Below are 21,638 nucleotides of genomic sequence, written 5' to 3' on the forward strand. Positions count from 1 at the left end.
CCCCTTAGTTCTACTCTTGTGTTTCCCCAATATTCCCCGCCCCGACGGTCTTCCTATGTCCTGCGGAGACACGACGCGGAGTGACTGCGTCACTCCAAGGGGACTGCGCCGCTGCGCGGCGCCGGGCGAAGTGAGCCCGGGAGGGCAGTCACCTTCGGTGACTGCGGGGCGGACCGGCCGACCGGGGGCGCGGCCCGTGGGGTGGGGCCGGTCGGTGGGTCATACCCGCCTTCGGCGGGCATTCCTGCTGGTCAGACACCCTAAGGTGAGCTTGTGGCCGTGGTCCTGGTGGTGAGGCGCCTCTGGCCCCTGCGGGGCCGGCGGCTCCACATCAAGCCCTGAACCTGATCACAGTATGCACCCGAACCCTGGACACGTCCAGCCCCTACACCCGGAAGAGGAGGCCACTCCCCCGTAGCACATCGAGAGCGTACCCAGATGACAGGTGGTCTACTCCAATCTCCTGAAAAGCGCAGTAAGAGGGTGGGGGGTCAGCCGCATCCGAACACCTCACGCCGTGCCAGTGAATGCCCAAAACGCATAGGTCGAAAGGCCCCTGAATGGGGATCAGCAATCCTCGGTAAACCCACATGCATAATCCGAAAACTCGCCCGTAGAACGGCCCCTGACAAGCCGACAAAACCCCTACGACAAACCCGCATTCCCGCCCGGCGTCAAAACCGATACAGGGTCGATGCGACTTCCGCAAATCAGGGCCGGGCTGCGGGCCTGGGCTGTCACGATGCCCCGCATGAGCCTCACTACGTCCTCCTGCTGGGACTGCAACGGCACCGGAACAATCCCCAACCCCTACCACCACGAGTGCCCCGGACCCCTGTGCCAGGACCCCACCACGATCCCGTGCGACACCTGCGACGGGAAGGGCACCGTGTGTCCTCTGACACGCGATCTTGACCGATTGACAGGCGACTTTGACCAGTCAGATTTGGTAGGGGTACAGCTCCACCCTGTCCGCTTCGATGCCGATCTCCACCCAGGTGTCGTCGGGCGGCGGCGGTGAACCGACGTCGAACAGCACCTGCGAGTCGCCCAGCTCAAGGAGAGCTGCTCCGTCTTCGGCGAGCTGGAGCCGTCCTCGCAGGACAACCTGACCGGCCTCCTCGCGAACCCCTGGTTCGGCGAGCAGGGCCGGCCGGATGTTGAGGCCCCAGCGAATGTCCTCCCCGATGGTCCACTCGATGTGGTGCTGGCCCGCCGCGTCATGCGGTTCGCCGCGCCACACCGCCACGGCACTGCCGACGGGCGTGTGGACTCGGACCATCACCTGCTCCGTCTCGGACGGCGGCATCAACTCTGTCTGCACCAGCACAACCCGATCATCCACCACCCTGCCCGGCCCGGCCGGGCAGGCCGGTCAAGATCGCTTGGCAATCAGTCAAGATCGCCTGTCACAGGACACCGTGCCCGCGGACACCCACGCCAGCTAGCTCCCTCACACCTCACAGACCACCCTCCCACCAGGGAAAACAGCCTGTGAGCCTCACAGACCGCCCGCTCACCACCGCCGTGTGGTGAGCAGCTGCTCCTCTGGGCCTGGTCCTCGTCGAGGTGGGCCCAGGCTTCTTACTCGTCCTGGGCCGGTCGCCGGCGCTTCCTTCGCCGGGCGGCGTGCTCGGCGGCCTGGGCGATCCGTACTGGGCACACGGCGTTGAGGACCGCCTCCGGCAGCCGTCGCCGCAGGGCCTGGTTCGGAGGGAAGAGAGCGGATCCGCGGGCGTGCCGGCGGATGGTCCGCGGGCGGCTGTTCAGCAGGGCCGCCACGATCCTGTCGTCGCCGTGGTGCTCCAAGAGGAACACGAGCTGCTGCTGGATGCCGCGCGGCATCAGCCGCGCGCACTCCTCCCGCACGGGCCGGCCGAGGAGGTCGTGGACGTCGCAGATCGGCGCGGGGGCGCTGGTGTTTCGCATGGGCCCCACGCTGGCCTGGAAGTCCTGTGGACAGAGAACGCGGGAGCGGCGTCGGCTCGGGTGTCACGCTCCCGCACACGGCGCGGCTGGGGCGGGGGTTTGGGGGTCTGACCTGCGGCGGAGCGCGTGAAGGCCCCTGCGTGACAGGCAGCGTGACAGGCGCAGTGGCGGGCGGCGTGACAGCAAGCGGGTCGGTGAGACGCTCTCGCATGCGCGCACGGCACGCGGGGCGCGGGTCACGCGCGGCGCGCGGTGGGCAGTGTCTGCGTCGGTGAGTTTTGGCCCCACCCGATCACTGCTTGGTCTCCTACGGCCAGTACCGGCGTTCTGTCACCCGTTGTTGAGCTCAAGGGTATGCGGGAGCGGCTCTCACTCCGGCATCCAGTCGGTGGCCGTCCCGCCGGTCAGCGCGAGGTGGAACCAGTCACTGAAGCCGAGTTCGGTGTCGTGCCAGTCCGCCCTGCCGCGGCGGAACGCCGAGACCGTCCAGGTCCCGCAGTCGTGGGGAACGAGGAACAGCTGGTCGCCTTCGATCGTGTTTCCCCAGACCAGGGCCCCGCCCGGGGTCGGCAGGACCATGTGGGGAACCGTCCGGGACGCCTCCAACTGCCGGCCCATCCCTTCGGCGTACCTGCGCAGCGTCCTGGCCCCGCAGAAGTAGATGTAGTCCGAGACGACCGCGTCGCCGTACGCGCCGGCAATCGCGATGAAGTCCTCGGGCAAGACGACCGACCAGGACGAAGCGATCTCCTTGATCAGGTGCCCTTCGTCCTGCCGAACGGGAGCCCTGAGCAAGGGGACGAAATCGCTGACAGTCTTCACCAAGTCTCCTACCACTCACAGCGCTGACCGCCTGGTGGGGCCAACTTAGACCGTTACTCGGTGGAGCCACTTGCAGCCGTCACCCCGGGGCCAAGAAACACCGTCCAAGACAGGCGGCCTTCGGCGGGCCAGGGCACACCCCAGGCGGCGTGCTGAGCACGCGTCCACGCGCCCTTGGGCGTCTTGGCGGCCTCGATCTCTTCAGGCGGACGGAAGTACAGGCATGTGGGGTCAAGGAACGACCAGCCTGCGGTGTCCCCGCCGGCGGCTGCCAGCCGGGCCGGAGGTGGAGGCGGATGCCTCTGGTGCCGGCCAGCCGGGCGTTCACCGGGTGCTGCGGGGGCGTTCGCCGCCGAGCTGGACCTCACGGCGGCACTCGGTGCAGTCGGGCAGGCCGCTGATCCGGCGCGGCTTGTCGCCCTCGGCCCACCTGAACCCGCACAGGGCCGTGGTCAGGTCGTGGGGCTGGACCTGGTCGTCCTCGGAGGCGTGGGAGCCGTACCCGCGGATGTCCCACGTGTAGGTGGGACCGCCGTTGTAGGGGGCGGTGTCGGGCCACTCGTAGACGGGGGCGGTGGTGTCGCAGCGCAGTCGCGGGTCGGGGCCGGTCCAGTGCTTTCCGTAGCGGATCCGGGAGGCGGCGTCGACGACGTCGGCCAGGCGCTCGAAGGACAAGTCTCGGCGCAGACAGGCTGTGTGCCTGACCTCTCCAGCACACGCCGGAGGTCAGTCGTTTTCGACGTTGGCTCCGTGTTGGGGGCCGCATCCCTCGAAGACATTTGGGAATCCGTGGGTGATCACAAGGCCATATGAGGCGGCGAGGTCACAGTCCTGGTTCTTCCACTGAATGGCGCCGAGGGTCCAGATCGCGAACGCAATGACGACAATGTAGGCCGTGAGATTGCGTGGGGACCGCCGCCCTCCCGGGCTGTCATTGTTTCGGGGAGGCAGCTGGTTACCCCCACTGTTCGGAGGTAACCAAGGGTACTTGCTGTCTGCGGGACGCCATCCGGCTTCGTCGTCTGCCATGCACTGATTGTCGAGCGCGGTGATTCGTATAGCCAGAGCCCTGCACATTGGGATGCAAGACCGCTCCCGACTGGGTCCGGCCGCGCCAGCTCGCCGTACGAGCCGCCCCGGGCGGCGTGCTGGCGCACGGCAGCGTCCCGGATGCCCTCCAGCCGGTTCATCAGGCCGTCGGACATCAGGACGGTGGTGGCGAGGTCGTCGGTGCTCGCCCGCCGGCGCGCAGCTGCGCCAAGCCGTGCAGGACCGCACCGAGCCGCATGGCCATCTGCCCGACGTCGTCGCCCAGCGCCCGGGGCATCGGCGACGTCCAGGGCGGGCGCGCCGGGGGTTGGGGGTTGGTTCTGGGCGTGGCTGTGCCCCCGGTGGCCCTTGATGAAATCCCGGTAGCCGGGACCATCCCCGCGGGCGCGGGGAGCAGAGTCACTGACCAGCAGTTCTGAACTCACGAAACTGACACAGCATCACCCCCCATGCGATAACGCTCCACGACAGCGATGCTCTATGGATCTCTCACTTCCAGGACAGTGGCCTTCCAGCCCCAAAACAATCCATGACCAGCATCAACACCCTCACAACCCGCTGTCCCTCATGCCACTGTCACCAAACCGAGAGATCGCACCCGCGCGGGCGGGGAGCAGGACGCCGATCGGCATCGGCGCGGAGTCGACCCCGGGGCCATCCCCGCGCGAGCGAGGAGCAGCGCGGCGCACTGTCCCTGGAGGCGGTCATCCTGGGGCCATCCCCGCACGCGCGGGAAGCAGGCCGCCGGGTCCCCCGCGCGGGGAGCAGCAGACCGGGCCAGGTGTTCAGGTGCTTGAGCAGGGGCCATCCCCGCGCGCGCGGGGAGCAGGTCGCTCCTCTGCTGCCGCCCCGGCCGCCGCGGCGTCATCGGTATCCCGGGCGTCTGCCGGCGGACGACCGTGCGGCCTTGCAGGGCATCATGTACGTGCTGCGCAAGAACGTGAGCTGGAGGGACGTGCCGGCCGAGCGGACCGGCTGCAGCGGAGTGACGGCCTGGCGGCGGCTGCGGGACTGGACCGAGGCCGGCGTCTGGCCCCGCCTGCACGAAGTCCTCCTGGCCGAGCTGCGCAAGGCAGGTCTGCTCGACATGAAGGACTGCGCGATCGACGGCTCGCGCATCCGGGCCCTGAAAGGGGGGCTCACACCGGACCTTCGCCGGTCGACCGCGCCCGGCCAGGCAGCAAGCACCACCTGATCGTCGACCGCCACGGCACACCCCTCGCCGTCACCCTGACCGGCGGGAACAGGCACGACGTGACCCAACTGACGCCCCTGCTGGAAGCGATACCCCTCATCCGCGGACTTCGCGGGCGGCCGCGGCACCGGCCGGGCCGGCTCTTCGCCGATCGCGGCTACGACAAGTACCGGCGGATCCTACGGGCCCGCGGCATCACACCCAAGATCGCCCGCCGAGGCGTGCCACACGGATCAGGTCTGGGCAAGACACGCTGGGCCGTCGAGCGGACCTTCGCCTGGCTCCACCAGTTCAAACGCCTCCGCACCCGCTACGAGATACGCGCCGACCTCCACCTCGGCCTTCTCCAACTCGCCTGCAGCATCATCTGCTTGCGACGCCTACGAACCTCATTCTGAAACGACCAGTAAGAGCAACACGAGCGCGGCCGTCGCTCCGCCAGCATCACGACCCGACCCGCAAGCGCGCCGGGCATCAGGGCCACACATGCCAGAACCTGAGTACGGACAGCGAATGTTCACCGCTTTGATAGGCACCCGAGATTCGAACAGCCCGTGACCTGCGGCCGGTCATTATGGAGCGGTCCTGCTCACCGGGGTCTGCACGGGCAAGCACGGCCGCTGGGGGCGAATCTGCGTGTTGCCCAGCGGGCACGAGACCTCGATGGGCGAACCGCACTGGGGCCACAACAGCAGGGGCCGGCCAATCTCGTGGGTGGGCAGCCCGTCCAACGACTGGTGAGTGGCGACCGGGCCCCGTGCGCGATGGCGACGCGGCCCGGCTCACAGCCGCTTGCGCAGGCAAGCACGGCCATGGGGGGCGGATCTGCGTCCTGCCCGACGGCACGATGGGACTGGGGCGTCGTCGGGGGATAGTGCGCGCAGGGTTACCATGCGGCGGTCAGCTCAGCAGGGTCTCGGCCCGCTTTATAGCATCGACGCGTGTCCTGCGGTTGGCGTCCAGTTGCAGCGCCCGGATCTTGGCGAGACGTTCGCGGTATGTGTGGGTGAGCTGTTGCAAGGTTGTGGACAGACGGCTGCTGGTGCGGCATTCGCCGTCGGTGACAGCGATGGCAATCTCGTTAGGGGCGGGGCGGGTGCGCGTCTTGCGGGTTTTTATGGCCGTGCTGATCGCCATGCCTGGATCATCGAAGTGGTAGCTGCGATCGCGCATGCAGCGCTGCCACCTTGCGAGGGCCTTCGTATACGCAGGGTCGGCGGTGACCCGTTGGTAAACAGCCAGGCCAAGGTTGTCAGCGATGTAGTCGTTGCGCAGGTATGCGGCGAGGTCGGTGCCGTAGAGCGCACGGCGCATCTCGGAAGTGCAGCCGTCGGTGTTAGTAGTGATGTTCTCTCCGTCAGGCAGAGAGATTTCTATCTCCTCTTCTTTACTGCCGAAGAGAGCTTTGTCGTATCCGTTGCGGCGGTCGTCGTTCAGTGATTCTGCGTAGGCCGCGTTCGGATCCTCCGACACGAAGCGCTGGACTTCGACAGCGTCGTTGTCCGGGTTCCCGTAGCCGTGCGTGCGGGCCTCGTCCGGGTCGAGAGTGTGGAAGAGAGCGGGGGCGTGCACGGTCAAGGCGCCTTCCGGGGGGGTGCGGACGATGTACTCGTACCCCTGGCGTGCCATGCAGCGGCTTATCAGGTGGCCCTCAGCCAGGAGGCGATAGCGCTCGGCCTCCTTTGTCAGTTCTCCGTCGGGCGTCTGGATCTGGAAGGGCATGGCGGGCAATGGGGCGGACTTCGCAGGGGGCTCTACCGCTGTGGGGGCTGTGGCACAACTAGTGAGCAGCATGCCGAGCAGCGCGAGCGGGGCGACGTGCGGGCGGCATAGCAGCATGTGGGGGCCGGTCCTTCTTTGAAATGTGCGCCGGGACCGGCGCCGTTTCGGGGCCCGTGCCCGAAACGGCGCCGCGGAAGGTGGGAGCTGGATCAGCAGTTGCCCCAGCTGTTGGAGCTGCCCTTATAGGCCCGGTTGGCGTCTGACGGGGACGAAGTGCCGCTCGCAACGGACTTCAGCCCGCCGCCCCAGCCCCAGATGACGCTGTACTCGTCTCCCCAGATACAGGCTTTCAGGCCGGAGGTTCCGTGGTTGTACCAGGAGGCGTCGCGGTTGTTGATGGACCAGGAGCTCCAGGACTCGTTGGTCCCGGCGAACCTGTACATGCTTCCGTTGTAGGAGGTCTGGTCCCACACGCACAGGTTCCCACTCGGGCAAGAAGCGGTTCCGGTGACGGAGGCGGACGCGCTGGAGGCGGGGCCGGCAATGGTCAGCGCGGCGGCGAATCCGGCTGTCAGGACGGGTGCGAGTATGCGGCGCATTTCGATGCTCCTCAAGTCTGGGAGAGGGATGTGAGTCCATTTCGCACCACGAGAACGTATTACTCGCCCCCCTTGCGCAACCATGCTTTAGCACAAGGTGGCAGATTCTCTTCAGGGTATTGACTCACCGTGCGGTCTTGCGCCGGGCGAAGGCGAGTGGGTGTATCTGGCGGGTCTGCTGGGCGAGGACGCGCCCGCCAGCACGGACGAGACAACGCTCGGCCTGGAGCTTTGCGCCCGTCTCCAGCCGTTCCAGGACCGCTACAACCAGGCCGTGGCGGGCGGCGACACGGGCCCTGTTCACTGAGGGCCTGCGTGGGCAAGCACGGCCGCTGAGGGCGGATCTATGTCCTTCCCGACCGTCACGAGACCTCGATGGAGAACCGAACTGGGGCCTCAGCAGCGAGGGCCGGCCGATCGCGTGGGTGGGAAGCGCACCTGTCGGCTGGTGAGCGGCGGCGGTGAGGCTGGCGGCAGGACCCCGGGGCGCAGGGCGGCCCGGGGTCCTTCGCTGTCCGGGGCCAGCGGCACCGCTCCCAGGCCCTACACGCACTGCGGTGCGATGCCCGAGGGTTATGAGCTGCGGCATCGCAATGGCGTGCGTGTAGCCCCTGGGCCTCTGGACGCCTCCCTCCCGCGGCTTCATGGCAGCGCTGCGTGTCCCAGTTCGTCACTTCTATGCTGGTCGTCCTATGGTCCACAGATCGCCTGGGGCGCGGACGAACGCGGCGTGGGCGGTCATGTCCCGCTTCAGCTGCGCGACGGAGACGGTGTGGCCGCGCCGGGCGAGCGCGTCGCGCAGTTCGCCAGGGGTCAGGGATCGGTCGCAGCGCGCGAGGTGCCGGGCGGCGAGCTGCTCGGTGGTGGGGTAGGGCGGGGGCTGGACCACCAGGAGGGAGTCGCTGAGCGTTCGGTGCTCGGTCATCCCGGCGTTCGCCAGCTCCAACAGTGGTGTTGTCGCCTTGCCCGCCTGGGAGAGGCGGCGGCGCCAGTTGTCACGCGTCAGATAGCCCTTTCGGTAGCACCACCACAACAGCGCGCTCACGGCGGTCGTCGCTGCCAGCGGATTGCTCCGGGCAAGGACGGCAAGGCGGTGGGCGCCGGTACCGAGCAGGCGCAGTGCCCAGTCCATGACCAGCAGCGCGTTCGCGGCGGTAGCCTCCAGGCCGGCTATTCGCAGCACGTTCTGGACGACGGGGATCCAGTCGATGATGGCGACTCCGAAGCGGGAGAAGACGCTGTCCTGGGTGACGATGACGCAGGGGGCGAGGAACTCTGCCAGCGCCATCGTGGGCGCGTCGTCCGGGTCGCCCCGGTGCCTCCGCGGCATCTCGTGGTCGACCCGCAGGAAGTGGCGGGTCTGCGGCGAGAGGTGGTCACGGATCTCCAGGTCGACCACGCGAAGAGAGGGCAGTATCCACTGCTCGAGCGCGCGGCGTGCCAGGCTCTCCGATACCTCGTGGTGGTTGGCCATCTTGGCCAGGTGCTCGTCGATCTCACCGGGCACGTGCGCGGCGATGTAGGGGGCGGCACGACCTGTGAGAGCCAGCGCGGTGAACTTGTCCTGACGGCTGCCGCTCTTGGCCAGAGCGCACGCTTCTACCAACAGCGCGTTGGCGTCGAGGACGGGCAGCAACATCGGCCGGTCCAGCACCATCGGGTTGATTGCCGCTCCGGAAGGAACCGACGGCGGCAGTGTCGAATCGACACGATCGAATGTCATGGAGGTAAGTGTCGTCATCACCACTGACACCCGTGGAATCGTCCGCTGGGATGGTCCCGTTGCGCGGGGCGCGGACGAGGCGGCACGGCTTCAAGGGCCCCGCGAGCACGCCCTTTGAGCGACGGTGTGCGGGCCAAAGCCCCCCGGGGGCTGACGCCCCTACCGCGAGACCATGTCTGATCTTCCGGACCTGGACAAGGCGAGTACCTGTCTATCGTGGAGCTGGAGACCGACGAGGGCCGGGAGGCCGGGTGATCTACGGTCCCGGCCCGGAGTACGCCGTCCACAACGTGACGTTCATGCCGTTGGAGCTGCTGGCCGAGTAACCCTAGTGTCCCGCGCCTGAAGTTCGTAGATAGTTCCAGCGGCGCCGCGAACGGGCAAGCGAAGTTGGCGCGAAAGACAGGGAGCACGCTCCCCGCGTACGCACGCAGGTCGTGCGCGCCCCACAAGCCGCCAGCCGAGCGTCGTACCCGGCGAGGCTTGACGTTCGGGGCGACTGGATGGACGAGTTGGGTGTCAGCCGGATCGGCAGGCAGAGAAATCGCTCGCGCTCGCGGTGAAGCCCATCCAGCCGGAGCGTGCAAAGCCGCCATGACCTGCTTGAGTTCGCCGTACGCCCATGAGCGCCCGGACCAGGCCGTGCATGCCGGACCGGCACAAGCCGCCAACTAGCGCACGTCACCAGGGCGCTGCGGAACGTATGACGGCCCCTGTGTGCGCTTCTTCCAGTTTCTGGATTTGATCTGCATTTCTGACGTCATACGTAGATCATGAATCAGCTGCTGCACATGGACGTGCTGCTTGCTTGGCCCGGCGTCCCGCGGGGGGCCCATACTGCCGCGCTGGCATGCGCGTCTGGCCGAGTGCGGCATGCCATGGGCGTGTGCAGACAGGAGTGATGCAGGCGTGGCGGCAGATTTGCGTACAGAGGATGTGGGGGCGGTGCCTCAGTACTGGCAGCGCAACATGGTCAGCCAGCTCCTGATCCCGGCCAGTTCTTTGAGTCTTGGCGAGGAATCCGGAACCCGATTCGTTCACAACTCTTTCGGGCGCTTGCCCGCCACAGCCAGCCAGGCAAAGAGCCTGACCGCGCAGCTGCCTGGCGAGCCCGGCGGCGAGGTGCGGTGGTCGGCTCTCAGCCGCTGTCCACCCCGCAGGAGGTCCTGGACTCATGCACAGACGCGATCCAGTTGCACGATCTCGTACGGGAAGGCGGGCTGCGGCCACCGCAGGCCGGCGCGTTGCATTCGGTCCTCGGCTCCTGGTACTCGCAGCTGCCCGAACCGGGCCTGATCGTCATGCCGACTGGCACCGGCAAGACCGAGACCATGCTCACCCTCGTCGTGGCATGCCGTCCCCCACGGCTTCTGGTGCTGGTGCCCAGCGTCGCGCTGCGCGACCAGATCGCTGAAAGTTCGAGTCGCTGGGCATTCTGCAGAAGCAGGGCATCGTCGCCGCAGACGCGCTTCGGCCATGCGTAGGCCGTGTGACCCGGCGGTTCACCGACGCGGCTGAGGCATAAAAGTTCGCATCGGCCTGCAACGTCGTCGTGGCCACACCGAGTGTGTCGAACTACTACACCCCGGAAGCGCGAGAGGCTCTGCTCCGCGAGTTCAGCCATCTGATCGTCGACGAAGCACACCATGCACCGGCGACGACCTGGACAAGTGTCATCTGCCGCCTCGAAGCCGGACTCGGCAGTCCGATCTCCAGTACACCAGCGACGTGGCCTGGCAGCGGAAGCCCTTCTTCTCCTCCATGAAGATTCGAGGGAAGAAGACCGCGGACAACCCGAGCGGTGAAACGTACCTCGTCGACGCAGCGGAAGGTTCGTTCACGAAGACCGACAAGATCCCCGGCAAGGAATGGTTTCGCATGGACCAGAACGGCCGACAGGGAGAGAAGGAAGACGACCGGTCGCGTGCACGCGGTCTACTGGCGGAACTCCTCGGCGCCTTCACCGCCACGGGCGACGCCTCGTGGGTCGGCCCCGAGAACATCGGCGGGCGGATCACCGACCATCTCCGGGGCACCGTCGTCGTCGCGGAACTCGCTAAGTACCAGGAGTCGGCAAGGGAGAGCAAGCAACGTGACTGGTACGTCAACGCTCTGAAGAAGGCTGGTACGAAGCAGGTGGTCATCGACATCTGGATCGGTGCGGACGGCTTGGGGGTCAAGAGCCAGGAGGCGTCCCACGGCACCAAGGGGCAGCAGCCCATCGTCGAGGAGTACCGGGATTACGGCGCCGACCTCAAGGACGAGGTCCCGCCGGCTCACAAGGTCGCCTCGTTCGACGAGTACATCGAAGCGCTCTCGAAGCGCTAGTCGTCCTAGGAGGCGGCGCACCTGGCGGGCGTGGGCGGCGTGGGTGAAAGCGGGACATGCGGACGGAGGACTGTCTAGGCTCGCTGGGGGGGGTGGGAGGTGGGCGCGTGGGGGGTGCCGAGGAGGTGGGCGGGTATGCAGTGGATCGGCGTATCGCGCTCTCTCGGAAGTGGGATCGGATCGTCGCCGCGGTACGGGAGTTGGGGAGTTCGCGCGGGATACCCGAGCTGGCCGACTTCCTGCAGCCTCCGAAGGCCGCTCTCCTCGCGGACGCCGGGCGTGAGGGCGCCGTGGTGGTCGTCAACGTCAGTCGGACGCGGTGCGACGCTCTGCTGATCGCGGACGGCCGGGTCCGGAGTCTGCCGCTGCCCGGTGTCACGGCCGAGGGGGTCGAGGCCCGCACCGTCGCCTACCTGGTGGCCTTGCGCACGCTGGAGCTGGTGACGTGGGAACTCCATGAGGCGATGGCGATGTTCGCGGAGGGCGGGCGGGCGCCCGAGGTGTTCTTCCGCGTATCCGGCGTACGGGCCGCCCTCGCCGCCGTACGGACCCGTGCCGAGGAGGAGCTGGCCGGACTCACCGCATGGCTGTGGGACGAGATCTGCGGGCCCGTCCTGGACGCCCTGGGGCATACCGGGGCTCCGGCCGGTACGGCACCGCTGCCGCGGGTCTGGTGGTGTCCCACGGGTCTGCTCAATCTGTTGCCGCTGCACGCGGCAGGGCATCATGACGAGCCCGTCGGTGACCGGCCGCGGACGGTTCTGGACCGTGTCGTCTCCTCGTACACGCCCACCGTCCGCACGCTTCTCGCCGCGCGTTCTCGAAGTGCCCCGACCACCGAGGGGGACGGGCGGATGCTGTTCGTCGCGCCCGAACCGGCCGGCCTGCCGGTCCTCGAGTCGATCGCCGACGACCGCGCGGTCCTGGCCGGGCTGTTCGGCGAGCGGCTGACCCCGCTGGAAGGCTCTCAGGCGAGCGCCGCTTCCGTCCTGGAGGCCCTGCGGCACCACCGCTGGGTGCATTTCAGCACGCATGCCGGGCAGAATCTCGACGATCCCGGACTCGGCGTCATCGCCCTGCACGACGACGCCCTCACCGTGCACCGCCTCGCGGCGGGCAGCTACCGCGGCGAGCTCGCGTTCCTGTCGGCCTGCCAGACGGCCGTCGGAGGCATCGACCTCGCCAACGAGGCGATCACCCTCTGCGCCGCCCTGCACGTCGCCGGCTTCCGCCACGTCATCGGCACCCTCTGGTCCGTACAGGACCGGGCCGCCGCAACCGTCACCCGGGAGTTCTACGGCGCCGCCGGCACGGACACGGCGACCGAGCCCGCCTTCGACTCCTCCGCGGCCGCCCACCACCTGCACCGCGCCGTGCGCGCCCTGCGCGAGCAGCGCCCGGGACAGCTCACGGCCTGGGTCCCCTTCGTCCATATCGGTCCCTGAAAAACAGCGCACGAAACAGCAGGGAGAACCCGCATGACCACATCCCCGCCGCCCGCCGGTCCGCCGTCCTCGTCGCCTAGCCATCTGCCCCTCCCGTACGAGGAGACGACAGACCCCCACTACGCAGAGGAAGTCGTGCGCAACCACGCACTCCAGCAGGTGAAGAAGAACGACTACGTGATCGTCTTCACCTGCCCTCGCTGCGGCGCCGCACAGGAGGATCCGCTCTTCGAGCCCGGCTTCCGCTCGCTGCGGACGGCCAACGCCCCCACCGCCGGGGCTGCTGCGGCCTCCTCCACGAACACCGTCCTGCCGATGAGCTGCCGCTGCCCAGGTGACGTCCATGCCGGGTGCCCTGCCGGACGCAGCGGCTGCGGAGCGTACTGGACCGTGGAGATGGTGTGACGCCCCGACGTACTCCCCAGCGCACTCCCCCATCCGCTCCCCCTCGGATCGCCGCCGGCCCCGCGGCCACGGCTGCGGACCTGCTCGCCTCGCAGGAGCGCCACCGGCTGGCCGCCGAAGCCCTGCCGAGGCTGCGTGCCGCCGCGCTGGGCTGGCGTAACGCGGCCGGGGCGCTCATGGCCGGGCTCGTGGCCTTCGGCCTGGTCAAAGGGCGCACTGACGTGGGCCAGTTGGCCGAGCGGTGGGCTTTGGGCGTCGGGGTGCTGCTCCTGGCGGCCCTGATCTGCGGGGCCTGTGGCGCGTACCTGCTCAACCGGGCTGCGCACGGGGCGCTGAAGCCGTCCCCGTTGGGGACGCACGTCACGCGCTCGGCCACCGAGCACCTCGAAGTCGGCTCGGCCCTGCGGGCCCTGCGGGTCGGCATCGCGGTGACGCTGGGGTGCGTGCTGTTCCTCGTGTGCGCCGTCGCGAGCACCTGGTACGGGCCGAGCGCGAAGCCGCCGGCGGTCGAGCTCAGCACGCCGGCGACCGGCAAGCTGTGCGGCACCGTGACGGGGATGCGTCAGGGCCGGCTGGTTCTGAAGACCGGCGGTACGACGGTCGAAGTCGTGGCGGCAGCGCTCACGCAGTTCAGGACGGTGGAGGACTGCCCGTGACCCCGCGACCGTCGACCACTCTGCGCAGCTCTCTCCGCTTCCAGTGCCTCTTCCTCATGAAGTGGCGGCCGTTGGGAGTCCGCGCCTTCCGGGCGGTCGAACGCGGGGACGCCGCCGCGCTCCCGGACCTCATCCGGCGCATCGCAGAGACCCGAACGGCGGACACCCATCCGCGCTGGGTACGTGACCTGATGCGCAGGCTCGAGGTCATGGTGCTCGTGCCCGCCGCCGACGTTCTCCACGACCCCGGCCTGCTCGATCGTGCCGTGGCCCTGGGCCTGGAGGCGGTCACGTACACACCCACCAGGTGGGAATCGGAAGCCTTCGACCGCGCCCTCCTCGCGGACTGCCTCCTGCAACGGTTCGAGAAACGCGGCGACAGGGCCGACGTGGACGAGGCGATCACCCACCAAAGGCGGGCCGCGGAGCTGTGCCGGGCCTGGCTCGCCGCGCCGAGGGGACCTCGGCGCGCGTCACTGCGGCAGTGGTGGCGGGTCCAGTGGTACCCCGACGAGGGTCAGGTGTGGCCTCCGCTGAACAGGACGATCTGCTTCTCCGTCTTCCTCGGACTCGGCGACGCACTCCATACCCGCTTCGAGTTCCTACGCACGTACGACGACCTCCAGCGGGCCGTCGAAGCGAGTGACGATGCCGAGGCCCTCAGCCGTACGTTCCGGTGGGCCGCGTCTCCGTGGGCCGGCAATTACAAGCAGGAGCGGGGATCAATCCTTTCCCAGCTCGGCGCCCTGCTGACCTTCCGCTACGAGCTCCTGCACAATGCCACGGACATCATCCGGGCCGTGTCGCTGCTCGAGGACGCCGACCGGCTCACGCCCCGGCGTGACCGCGGCGGTCGCTCCGTCGCCCGGTACCGGGTGCACGCGCTCACCACGCGGGGCCTGAGGCTGCAGAGCCTGGACGACTTCACGAAGGCGGAGGCGGTGCTGCGGCGGCGGACGCCGCACGATCCCGCGTGGCGTCCCCAGGTGGAGATCCTGACGGGACGCGCCGCGATCACCGAGTCGTCGGACGGTCTCGGCGAAGCCGTGCACATCCTGGAGGCCGCCGTCTCGCAGGGCGGCGCCGACGTCCACGAGGCACTGATCTGGCTCGCCGCGACCTTGCGGCAGTGGGCCCTGCACGCCGCGAGCGTTGCCGACAGCCTCGCCGGGGGCCGTGACGAGACCGGTGCAGAGAGCATGGCCGAGACCGGTGCCCAGCGTGAGCCCTGGACCCGTCCTGAAGTGCCCGACGCCGTGGTGGCTGCTCAGCAGGAGGCCGCCGTGCTCTGGCGCAGGTCCTCCGACGCCTGGCGGCGAGCGGCCCTGCTGGAGACGGCTCCCGCCTGGCGCAGGCTCCACGCCGCCTCCCGGTGGAGGAGCCAGGTCACGCAGCCGCGTGAGGCGGCTGACGCGAGCTCGTTGGCCGTGCGGCTGCTGCCGCTCGCCGCCTGGCGCGGCCTGGACCGCCTCAGCCAGGAGGAGGTGCTCCAGACCACCGACTTCGACCTGGCCTCCGGCGCGGCGGCCGACCAACTGGAACTGCACGACGCGGACCACGCGCTGGAACTGCTCGAACTGGGCCGCGGGGTGCTGTGGTCCCAGACACTCGACGTACGCACCGACCTGCAGCAGCTCCGGCAGGAGTCGCCCCGGCTGGCCGAGCGCCTCACCCGGTTGCGCGTACTCCTGGAGGAGTCGCGCGACCCCGCGGCTCGAGCAGAACGCGCCGGTCTACGCCCGCCGGTGTGACGACCCGCAGCGGGGCGACGGCCCCCTGCGGGGTTACGCGTCGACCGTTCCGGTCGCCTGGGCGCCGAGCGGGCCGTAGCTGTTCTCCATCGAACCCCTCGACCGTTCCCACCGCGAGAACGCCGCGCCCTGGATGCACATCACCCTCGCGCCCGGTCCGGTCATCCTGATGTCCGGCCCCGCGTGGCGGCCTTCCCCGTCGCCGACTGCGACGAGCCGCTCATCGACGTCCACGGAACCCTTCTGGTCGACGACCGCAGAGCCGACGCCACCAGCTCGTACGCCCATCTGCGCCGCGGCGTCCTCGAACGGTTCGTCCGCGCCCAATCGCTCCTGCCCGACGGGCTGCGTCTCCTCTGCGTCGAGGGCTACCGCCCGCCCGACCTCCAGCAGCGGTACTTCGAGGAGAGCGACGGCGCCCGCTCCACAGACGCCCGGACTGCTCCGACTGGCGCGCCCCGGTGGTGGGGGTCCTGACGGCGGCTGACGCTGGCCTGGCGGTGGCCGCCCCCGCCGCGTGGGGTGCGTGGAGCCGCGCTGCATCGTCGTCGGGTCTCGGAGCGGCCGAGGTCCTCGGAAGGACGGGACCACATGGCGGAACAGGAGATCGGAACAGGCTGCCTGCCGTTCGCTCGTAGGAGCGGCAGGCTCGTACGAAGGCGGAGGCTGCGGTCCTGCGCGCCACGACTCGCCCGGCGGTCGCCCGCCAGGACCGTGATCGTCGCGGCCGGTCTGGCACTCCTGGGCGCGGTCGGCACGGCACCGAGCGGTGCCGTACCGACCCCCACCGTCGAACCCCGCCCGGGAGGTCCGGCACGGTTCGTCCCCGGTCCCTGCCCGACCACGCCCGACCCGATCCCGGGACACTGCGGAACCCTGGAGGTGCCCGAGAACCGGGCCCACCGCGGCGGACGGACCATCAAGCTCACGGTCGCCATCGTTCCGGCCGCGTCGGCGGCTCCGGCGCAGGACCCGGTGGTGTTCATGGAGGGAGGCCCCGGCGGCGAGGCGATCAGCGCCATCCCCTTCCTGGTCGGCTCCGGCGTGAACCGGGACCGTGACCTGATCGTCATGACCCAGCGCGGAGCGCTGTACTCGCGGCCGAACCTCGCCTGCCCGGAGATGGACCGGTTCAACGCGAAGGCCGTCGGGCTGCGCTATGACGCGCCCTCGACCGGGCGGCTCCTGGTGCGCGCCGCGGAGGAGTGCCGGGACCGTCTGACGGCCGACGGAATCCGGCTGAGGAACTTCAACACCACGGAGAACGCCGCGGACTTCGCCGACCTGCGCAAGGCGCTCGGCATCAGGAAGTGGAACGTCTACGGCTACTCCTACGGCACCGACCTGGCCCTCACCTATCTACGCCGGCACCCCGAGGGGATCCGTTCGGTGACGATCGACTCGGTCGTGCCGGCGCAGATCGTGAGCCTGCCCTGGGCCTGGGACAGCGCGCAGGAGGGAATCCGTGCGATCTTCGCGGCGTGCGAGGCCCAGCCGGCCTGCAAGAGCCGCTACCCGGGCCTCTCCCGAACGCTGACCGAGCAGGTCCGGCGCCTTGAGGCGAACCCCCTGAGGCTGACGGTGCAGCCGCCCGGAGGCGGCAGTCCGGTGAAGGTCGTCCTCGACGGCGGCACGCTGATCAACCTGCTGGTCTCGGACGGCGGTGCCCTGCCGTCCGTCGACGTCCCCGCAGCACTCGACGAACTCGCCCACGGGAACCCGGAGCGCTTCGCCCAGGCCCAGGCGGCCGGCGCGACACCCGCCATCGGCGAGTTCGCGCACGGTCTGACGCACTCGGTGGCGTGCAGCGAATGGGCTCCGGGCTTCACGAAGGCCGACATCCTGGAGGCCGGGCGCCGGGCGTTCCCCGGCTGGCCGGACACGGTCCTGGCCCACGCGCCGCAGCTCCCCTTCGAGTACGACCTGTGCCGCGTCTGGAACGTCCCGGACCGCACCGCGATCCAGCGGGTGCCCACCTTCAGCGAGGTGCCGACCCTGATCATCTCCGGAACCTTCGACGCGAAGACGGGGGCGAGCTGGGGACCGTACACCGGCCGTACGCTGCCCCGCTCGACCGCCGTGCGGATCCCCGGGATCGGCCACTTCGTGGTCCCTCAGTCGCCGTGCGCGCAGCGCGTCCTGGCGTCCTTCCTCACCCGTCCGTCCGCGCCCGACACCGGCTGCGTGGCAGGACTCACGCCGGCACCCTTCACCATCACCCCCGAAGTGGAGACCCGATGATGTCCCCCACCACGCCCCGGCCCGCGCGTCCCTCGCGCCGGCTCCCGGCCGTGCTGGCCGGAGCCACGGCCGGCGCCCTCGTCGTCGGCCTCGCCGCGCTCCCCGCCCGGGCCGAGTCCGGCGCCGGAGCGGCGCTCGGCACGGTTGCCCGGACGACGGGCGGCGGCCACTTCGAGCCGGGCCCCTGCCCGAGGACGGCGGACCCGATCCCCGATCTGGCGCGCGCGCACTGCGGAACGCTCACCGTGCCCGAGAACCGTTCCCGGCGCCACGGGCGAAAGATCACCCTCGCGGTCGCGATCATCCCCGCGGTGGGCAAGAGACCGGCGTCCGACCCGATCGTGTGGCTCGCGGGCGGGCCGGGTGACGACGCGGTCTCCGAGATCCCGATGGCGGTCGCCGGCGGCCTCAACCGCGACCGCGACGTGATCTTCATGTCCCAGCGCGGAACCTACTCGGCCGACCCCCAGCTCACCTGCCCGAACGTCGACGAGTTCGCCGCGGACTCCCTCGGTCTCGTCTTCGGCGCGCCGTCCACCGGACGCCTGCACGTCCGGGAGACGAAGAAATGCCGGGACCGGGTGGTGAACCGCGGGGCCGACCCCAGTGCCTACAACGGACCCGAGAGCGCCGCGGACTACGACGCCCTGCGCAAGGCACTCGGCATCAGGCAGTGGAACGTGTTCGGCATCTCGTACGGCACCAACCTGGCGCTCCACTACATGCGCCTGCACCCGAAAGGCATCCGTTCGGTGGGCATCGACGGCGTGCTGCCGCCTGCTCTGTCCGGCGGGGCCGTGACGTGGAAGGCCGCACGCGAGGGCTACGACGGCCTGTTCAAGGCCTGTGAGGAGCAGCCCGCCTGCAACCACCGCTACCCGAACCTCAAGGGCACGTTCGAGCGCCTCGTGAGCGAGGTCGAGGCGCGACCCGTCACCACCACCGTCACGGTTCCCGGCCGGTCCCGGCCGGTGAAGGTCGTGCTGGACGGCGGAGTCCTGGTGAACTGGTTGGCCTCGGCCACCCATGTGGCGGCCGGAGTACCCCGCTCCATCGACGAGCTGGCCCACGGCAACCCGCAGCGGATCGCCGCGCAGTGGGCGGGCGGCAAGCTCAGCCCGCAGGCCATCGGAAGGACGTCCCACGGGCTCGCCTACGGCGTGTTCTGCAGGGAGTGGACGCCGTACGAGAGCGAGGACGACATCGTCCGGGCGGGGCGGCGCCTGTTCCCGTCGTTCCCCCGATCGGTACTGGTCAACGCTCCGTTCCTCGCCTGGCTCCACCCGGACTGTCGTGCCTGGGACGTCCCCCCGGCGGACCCCTCGGTCCGGCAGCGGACGTACAGCGACATCCCGACCCTCGTCCTGTCCGGCGGGTTCGACGCGCAGACCGCTCCGAGCAACGGGGCGTACGCCGCCCGGACGCTGAGCCGGTCGATCGCCGTGACGGTTCCGTACGTCGCGCACGTGGTCTTCGCCGACTCGAAGTGCGCGCAGACGATGACCGTCTCGTTCTTCGACCATCCGGGCGCGCCGGACACGCGTTGCCTCGCGGGGCTCAAGCCACCCATGTTCGAGATCGCGCCGTAGACCGTCCTAGGTGGGGGCGTCGTCCGTCCGGAGGGCGGTGCGGACGACGCCCGTGGCCACCACGACGATCAGGCACAGCGCGATGACAGTCTCGGCCCACGGGAACGCGAACCAGTCCGGCACACAGCCGATCGGAGGTGTGCCAGGCCTGCCTGCGCGACGGTTTCCTGCAGCGCGGTGCGTGAGCTGTCCTCCAGCTCCGAGGGGTGCGCCTGGTAGGAGACCTGTTCGTAGGCGGTGGAGCCGTCCGCGCTCACGCACCGGTTCGCGTACGGTCGGGTCGCGTACGGTCGGGTCGCGTACGGGTCGGTGACCCGGGCGACCTGATGGCCGCGCGCTGGAGAGCGTCGGTCGCCAAGCCGGGAAGTCGCGCCGCGAGGACAGCGGGCCGGTCCCGGTACACAGGATGCCGAAGCCGGACGAGAACACGGCCACCACTTTTGAAGTTGGCCCCGCGAAGAAGACGGTGGCCGCGCCGCCACAGGTCCGCCTCGGTCGCGGTGCGCTACCGTCACGAGGGTGACAGGGGTCAATGCCGACCGGTGGTGGTCCGCATCCATGCCGGCGGCCTATGAGCAGTACCTCGTGCCGGTGGTCTTCCGGCCCTTCGCAGAGGACCTGACCGCCCGAGCGACGGCACTGCGACCTCGGCGCATTCTCGAACTCGCCGCAGGGACTGGCGTGTTGACAGCGGGCCTGCTCGCAGCGCAACCCTCGGCGGAGGTGACGGCCACTGACCTCAACGAGGCCATGGTCACTTTCGGGTCTGCGCGGGCCCCAGGGGCGGTGTGGCGGCAGGCCGACGCGCAGCAGCTCCCGTTCCCGGCCGGAGGTTTCGACCTCGTGGTGTGCCAGTTCGGGGTGATGTTCTTTCCCGATCGTGTCAAGGCCTTCACCGAGGTCCGCCGGGTGCTGGCCCCGGCCGGCCGATTCCTGTTCAACACCTGGGGCCCGCTCGGGACGCACGCCTTCGAGGCCGCGCTGCAGGCCGGGCTGGAACGGGCCTTCCCGCTCGACCCGCCGCGGTTCTTCCAGACGGTCCCCCACGGCTACGCCGACCCCGGGATCGTGGCCGCTGATCTGGCGGCCGCCGGGCTCGCGGTCGAAGACGAGCAGGAGCTGACGCTTCAGGGCCGGGCCGCGTCGACCGCCGACCTCGCCACCGGATACCTCACCGGGACACCCGTACGCGCGGCCGTTGAGGAATACAGCGACGGACCCGCCGCCCGGGCCACCGTCATCGAGGAAATGACCGCCCGGCTCGGCCCGGGGCCGGTCACCGCCCCCATGACGGCGTACGTCTTCCGCGCCGCCGCCCGATAACGCCCCCGCCGCGCCAGAACAGCGCGTCGGGCAGTGCAGGTGGCCTCGTCGAGGAGGTGGCCTCCGCTGCTACGGACACCGCGCCCGGCAAACACATTGCATGCGCAGGCCGCCGTCCTCCAGGCTCGGAGCATGCGGATCACCAGCAGAGGCGGTCTGACCATCGAGTTCGAGGCTGTCGGTCGCGGAGATCCGCTGGTAGTGCTGCACGGCTTCTTCGGCGACCGCACCACCTCGTACTCCGCCGGCCACGTCGACGCCCTCGCCGGCGGCTTTCGCCTCGTCATGATCGACGCCCGTGGGCACGGCGACAGCGAAGCGCTCCCACGACGCCGACAGCTACGCGATCAGCCGTCAGGTCGATGACGTCCTCGCCTTGCTCGACGCACTCGCCATCGGCCGGGCCGCCGTGTGGGGTGCCTCGATGGGCGGCAGCATCGGCCTGCACCTCCTCACCCGGCAGCCCGAGCGACTGACCTCGCTCGTCGTGGGCGACGCCCGCGCCGGTCCGGTGGCCGCCGAGGCGGCTGAGGCGGAGGAGGAAGCCGCCGTGTTCCGGGCCCAGGGCACCGCTCCGTTCGTCGAGACGCTGGAACGCCAGGGACCGCTGCCCGCCTGGATGCGCACCGTCATCCAGGCCGCCGACCCGCAAGCGCTGGCCACGTTGACCCTCGCCTTGGACCGCCGCGACAGCGTCATGGACGCGCTCGCTTCCTCAGCCGTCCCGGTGCTCCTGCTCGCCGGAGCACCGGGACCCTCGACTTGCCGCGATCCTGCAGACCGCCGACCGGATGCGCAGCACTGCCCTCGCGGAACTGCCCGGCTGCGGCCATTTCGAGACGTTCCTGCGAACGGATCTC

General features: G+C 69.6%; 20 protein-coding genes and 2 pseudogenes. 15 read left to right on the top strand and 7 right to left on the bottom strand.

Going from position 1 to position 21,638, the window contains the following annotated elements; genetic code table 11:
• Positions 1 to 940 precede the first annotated feature (940 nt).
• The 4 genes from AB0Q96_RS16925 to AB0Q96_RS16940 form a co-directional block, all read right to left on the bottom strand.
• Entirely contained in the window at positions 941 to 1,330 is a 390-nt protein-coding gene (locus tag AB0Q96_RS16925; protein ID WP_365326082.1) for a hypothetical protein, read from the bottom strand.
• A 254-nt stretch (positions 1,331 to 1,584) separates the two neighbouring features.
• A complete protein-coding gene (locus tag AB0Q96_RS16930; RefSeq protein ID WP_365326084.1) occupies positions 1,585 to 1,929 on the bottom strand; it encodes a hypothetical protein in 345 nt (114 codons plus the stop codon).
• 369 nt (positions 1,930 to 2,298) lie between these two features.
• A complete protein-coding gene (locus AB0Q96_RS16935) occupies positions 2,299 to 2,751 on the bottom strand; it encodes a hypothetical protein (protein ID WP_365326086.1) in 453 nt (150 codons plus the stop codon).
• Positions 2,752 to 3,075: 324 nt separating this feature from the next.
• Positions 3,076 to 3,426 carry a hypothetical protein gene (locus AB0Q96_RS16940; protein WP_365326088.1) on the bottom strand — a complete coding sequence of 117 codons (351 nt, stop codon included), beginning with the start codon at positions 3,424 to 3,426 and terminating at the stop codon, positions 3,076 to 3,078.
• A 1,168-nt stretch (positions 3,427 to 4,594) separates the two neighbouring features.
• Here AB0Q96_RS16940 and AB0Q96_RS16945 point away from each other — a divergent pair.
• A protein-coding gene (locus tag AB0Q96_RS16945; protein WP_365326090.1) for an IS5 family transposase occupies positions 4,595 to 5,394 on the top strand; the annotation gives its coding sequence in 2 pieces (ribosomal slippage) (positions 4,595 to 4,931 and positions 4,931 to 5,394; 801 coding nt in all).
• A 502-nt stretch (positions 5,395 to 5,896) separates the two neighbouring features.
• On the opposite strand, the gene AB0Q96_RS16950 is transcribed toward AB0Q96_RS16945, so the two are convergent.
• Positions 5,897 to 6,718 carry a hypothetical protein gene (locus AB0Q96_RS16950; RefSeq protein WP_365326091.1) on the bottom strand — a complete coding sequence of 274 codons (822 nt, stop codon included), beginning with the start codon at positions 6,716 to 6,718 and terminating at the stop codon, positions 5,897 to 5,899.
• A gap of 209 nt (positions 6,719 to 6,927) precedes the next feature.
• Positions 6,928 to 7,317: a peptidase inhibitor family I36 protein gene (locus tag AB0Q96_RS16955; RefSeq protein WP_365326093.1), complete on the bottom strand. Its 390-nt coding sequence runs from the start codon at positions 7,315 to 7,317 to the stop codon at positions 6,928 to 6,930.
• Positions 7,318 to 7,414: 97 nt separating this feature from the next.
• Here AB0Q96_RS16955 and AB0Q96_RS16960 point away from each other — a divergent pair, with 97 nt between their 5' ends.
• Positions 7,415 to 7,624 (top strand): hypothetical protein, encoded by a 210-nt coding sequence (locus tag AB0Q96_RS16960; RefSeq protein WP_365326095.1) that lies wholly within the window; start codon positions 7,415 to 7,417, stop codon positions 7,622 to 7,624.
• Positions 7,625 to 7,993: 369 nt separating this feature from the next.
• Here the strand turns inward: AB0Q96_RS16960 and AB0Q96_RS16965 are convergent, their stop codons facing one another.
• On the bottom strand, positions 7,994 to 9,040 hold the full coding sequence (locus AB0Q96_RS16965; RefSeq protein WP_365326097.1) for a PIN domain-containing protein: 1,047 nt from the start codon (positions 9,038 to 9,040) through the stop codon (positions 7,994 to 7,996).
• Positions 9,041 to 10,167: 1,127 nt separating this feature from the next.
• Here AB0Q96_RS16965 and AB0Q96_RS16970 point away from each other — a divergent pair.
• The 13 genes and pseudogenes from AB0Q96_RS16970 to AB0Q96_RS17030 form a co-directional block, all read left to right on the top strand.
• Positions 10,168 to 10,524: a DEAD/DEAH box helicase family protein gene (locus AB0Q96_RS16970; protein WP_365326098.1), complete on the top strand. Its 357-nt coding sequence runs from the start codon at positions 10,168 to 10,170 to the stop codon at positions 10,522 to 10,524.
• An 83-nt stretch (positions 10,525 to 10,607) separates the two neighbouring features.
• Complete coding sequence (locus AB0Q96_RS16975; RefSeq protein WP_365326680.1) at positions 10,608 to 10,805, top strand: hypothetical protein; 198 nt, start codon at positions 10,608 to 10,610, stop codon at positions 10,803 to 10,805.
• Positions 10,769 to 11,368 (top strand): hypothetical protein, encoded by a 600-nt coding sequence (locus AB0Q96_RS16980; RefSeq protein WP_365326100.1) that lies wholly within the window; start codon positions 10,769 to 10,771, stop codon positions 11,366 to 11,368. The genes AB0Q96_RS16975 and AB0Q96_RS16980 overlap by 37 nt, the downstream gene beginning before the upstream one ends.
• Before the next feature lie 140 nt (positions 11,369 to 11,508).
• Positions 11,509 to 12,813: a CHAT domain-containing protein gene (locus AB0Q96_RS16985; RefSeq protein WP_365326102.1), complete on the top strand. Its 1,305-nt coding sequence runs from the start codon at positions 11,509 to 11,511 to the stop codon at positions 12,811 to 12,813.
• A gap of 33 nt (positions 12,814 to 12,846) precedes the next feature.
• Positions 12,847 to 13,218 (top strand): hypothetical protein, encoded by a 372-nt coding sequence (locus tag AB0Q96_RS16990; protein WP_365326104.1) that lies wholly within the window; start codon positions 12,847 to 12,849, stop codon positions 13,216 to 13,218.
• Positions 13,215 to 13,874 carry a hypothetical protein gene (locus AB0Q96_RS16995; protein ID WP_365326106.1) on the top strand — a complete coding sequence of 220 codons (660 nt, stop codon included), beginning with the start codon at positions 13,215 to 13,217 and terminating at the stop codon, positions 13,872 to 13,874. The genes AB0Q96_RS16990 and AB0Q96_RS16995 overlap by 4 nt, the downstream gene beginning before the upstream one ends.
• A complete protein-coding gene (locus AB0Q96_RS17000; protein ID WP_365326108.1) occupies positions 13,871 to 15,625 on the top strand; it encodes a hypothetical protein in 1,755 nt (584 codons plus the stop codon). The genes AB0Q96_RS16995 and AB0Q96_RS17000 overlap by 4 nt, the downstream gene beginning before the upstream one ends.
• A 129-nt stretch (positions 15,626 to 15,754) precedes the next feature.
• Positions 15,755 to 16,033, top strand: a pseudogene (locus tag AB0Q96_RS17005) (hypothetical protein); the annotation flags it as partial.
• Between the two features lie 474 nt (positions 16,034 to 16,507).
• On the top strand, positions 16,508 to 17,866 hold the full coding sequence (locus AB0Q96_RS17010) for an alpha/beta fold hydrolase (protein ID WP_365326110.1): 1,359 nt from the start codon (positions 16,508 to 16,510) through the stop codon (positions 17,864 to 17,866).
• Entirely contained in the window at positions 17,866 to 19,455 is a 1,590-nt protein-coding gene (locus AB0Q96_RS17015; RefSeq protein WP_365326681.1) for an alpha/beta hydrolase, read from the top strand. The genes AB0Q96_RS17010 and AB0Q96_RS17015 overlap by 1 nt, the downstream gene beginning before the upstream one ends.
• 558 nt (positions 19,456 to 20,013) lie before the next feature.
• Positions 20,014 to 20,778: a class I SAM-dependent methyltransferase gene (locus AB0Q96_RS17020; protein ID WP_365326112.1), complete on the top strand. Its 765-nt coding sequence runs from the start codon at positions 20,014 to 20,016 to the stop codon at positions 20,776 to 20,778.
• A 132-nt stretch (positions 20,779 to 20,910) separates the two neighbouring features.
• On the top strand, positions 20,911 to 21,144 hold the full coding sequence (locus AB0Q96_RS17025) for an alpha/beta hydrolase (RefSeq protein ID WP_365326113.1): 234 nt from the start codon (positions 20,911 to 20,913) through the stop codon (positions 21,142 to 21,144).
• Positions 21,077 to 21,217 (top strand): annotated as a pseudogene (locus AB0Q96_RS17030) (alpha/beta hydrolase); the annotation flags it as partial. The gene AB0Q96_RS17025 and the pseudogene AB0Q96_RS17030, both read left to right, overlap by 68 nt.
• Between the last annotated feature and the right edge of the window lie 421 nt (positions 21,218 to 21,638).

The sequence above is a fragment of the Streptomyces sp. NPDC093111 genome, from assembly GCF_040683955.1.
Taxonomy (GTDB): Bacteria; Actinomycetota; Actinomycetes; order Streptomycetales; family Streptomycetaceae; genus Streptomyces.

Bases quoted from the DNA above. Each gene is read 5' to 3' on its own strand.
- AB0Q96_RS16930 (WP_365326084.1), bottom strand. From the start codon at position 1,929: ATGCGAAACACCAGCGCCCCCGCGCCGATCTGCGACGTCCACGACCTC.
- AB0Q96_RS16950 (WP_365326091.1), bottom strand. From the start codon at position 6,718: ATGCCCTTCCAGATCCAGACGCCCGACGGAGAACTGACAAAGGAGGCC.
- AB0Q96_RS16955 (WP_365326093.1), bottom strand. From the start codon at position 7,317: ATGCGCCGCATACTCGCACCCGTCCTGACAGCCGGATTCGCCGCCGCG.
- AB0Q96_RS16965 (WP_365326097.1), bottom strand. From the start codon at position 9,040: ATGACATTCGATCGTGTCGATTCGACACTGCCGCCGTCGGTTCCTTCC.
- AB0Q96_RS16990 (WP_365326104.1), top strand. From the start codon at position 12,847: ATGACCACATCCCCGCCGCCCGCCGGTCCGCCGTCCTCGTCGCCTAGC.
- AB0Q96_RS17015 (WP_365326681.1), top strand. From the start codon at position 17,866: ATGTCCCCCACCACGCCCCGGCCCGCGCGTCCCTCGCGCCGGCTCCCG.
- AB0Q96_RS17020 (WP_365326112.1), top strand. From the start codon at position 20,014: ATGCCGGCGGCCTATGAGCAGTACCTCGTGCCGGTGGTCTTCCGGCCC.
- AB0Q96_RS17025 (WP_365326113.1), top strand. From the start codon at position 20,911: ATGCGGATCACCAGCAGAGGCGGTCTGACCATCGAGTTCGAGGCTGTC.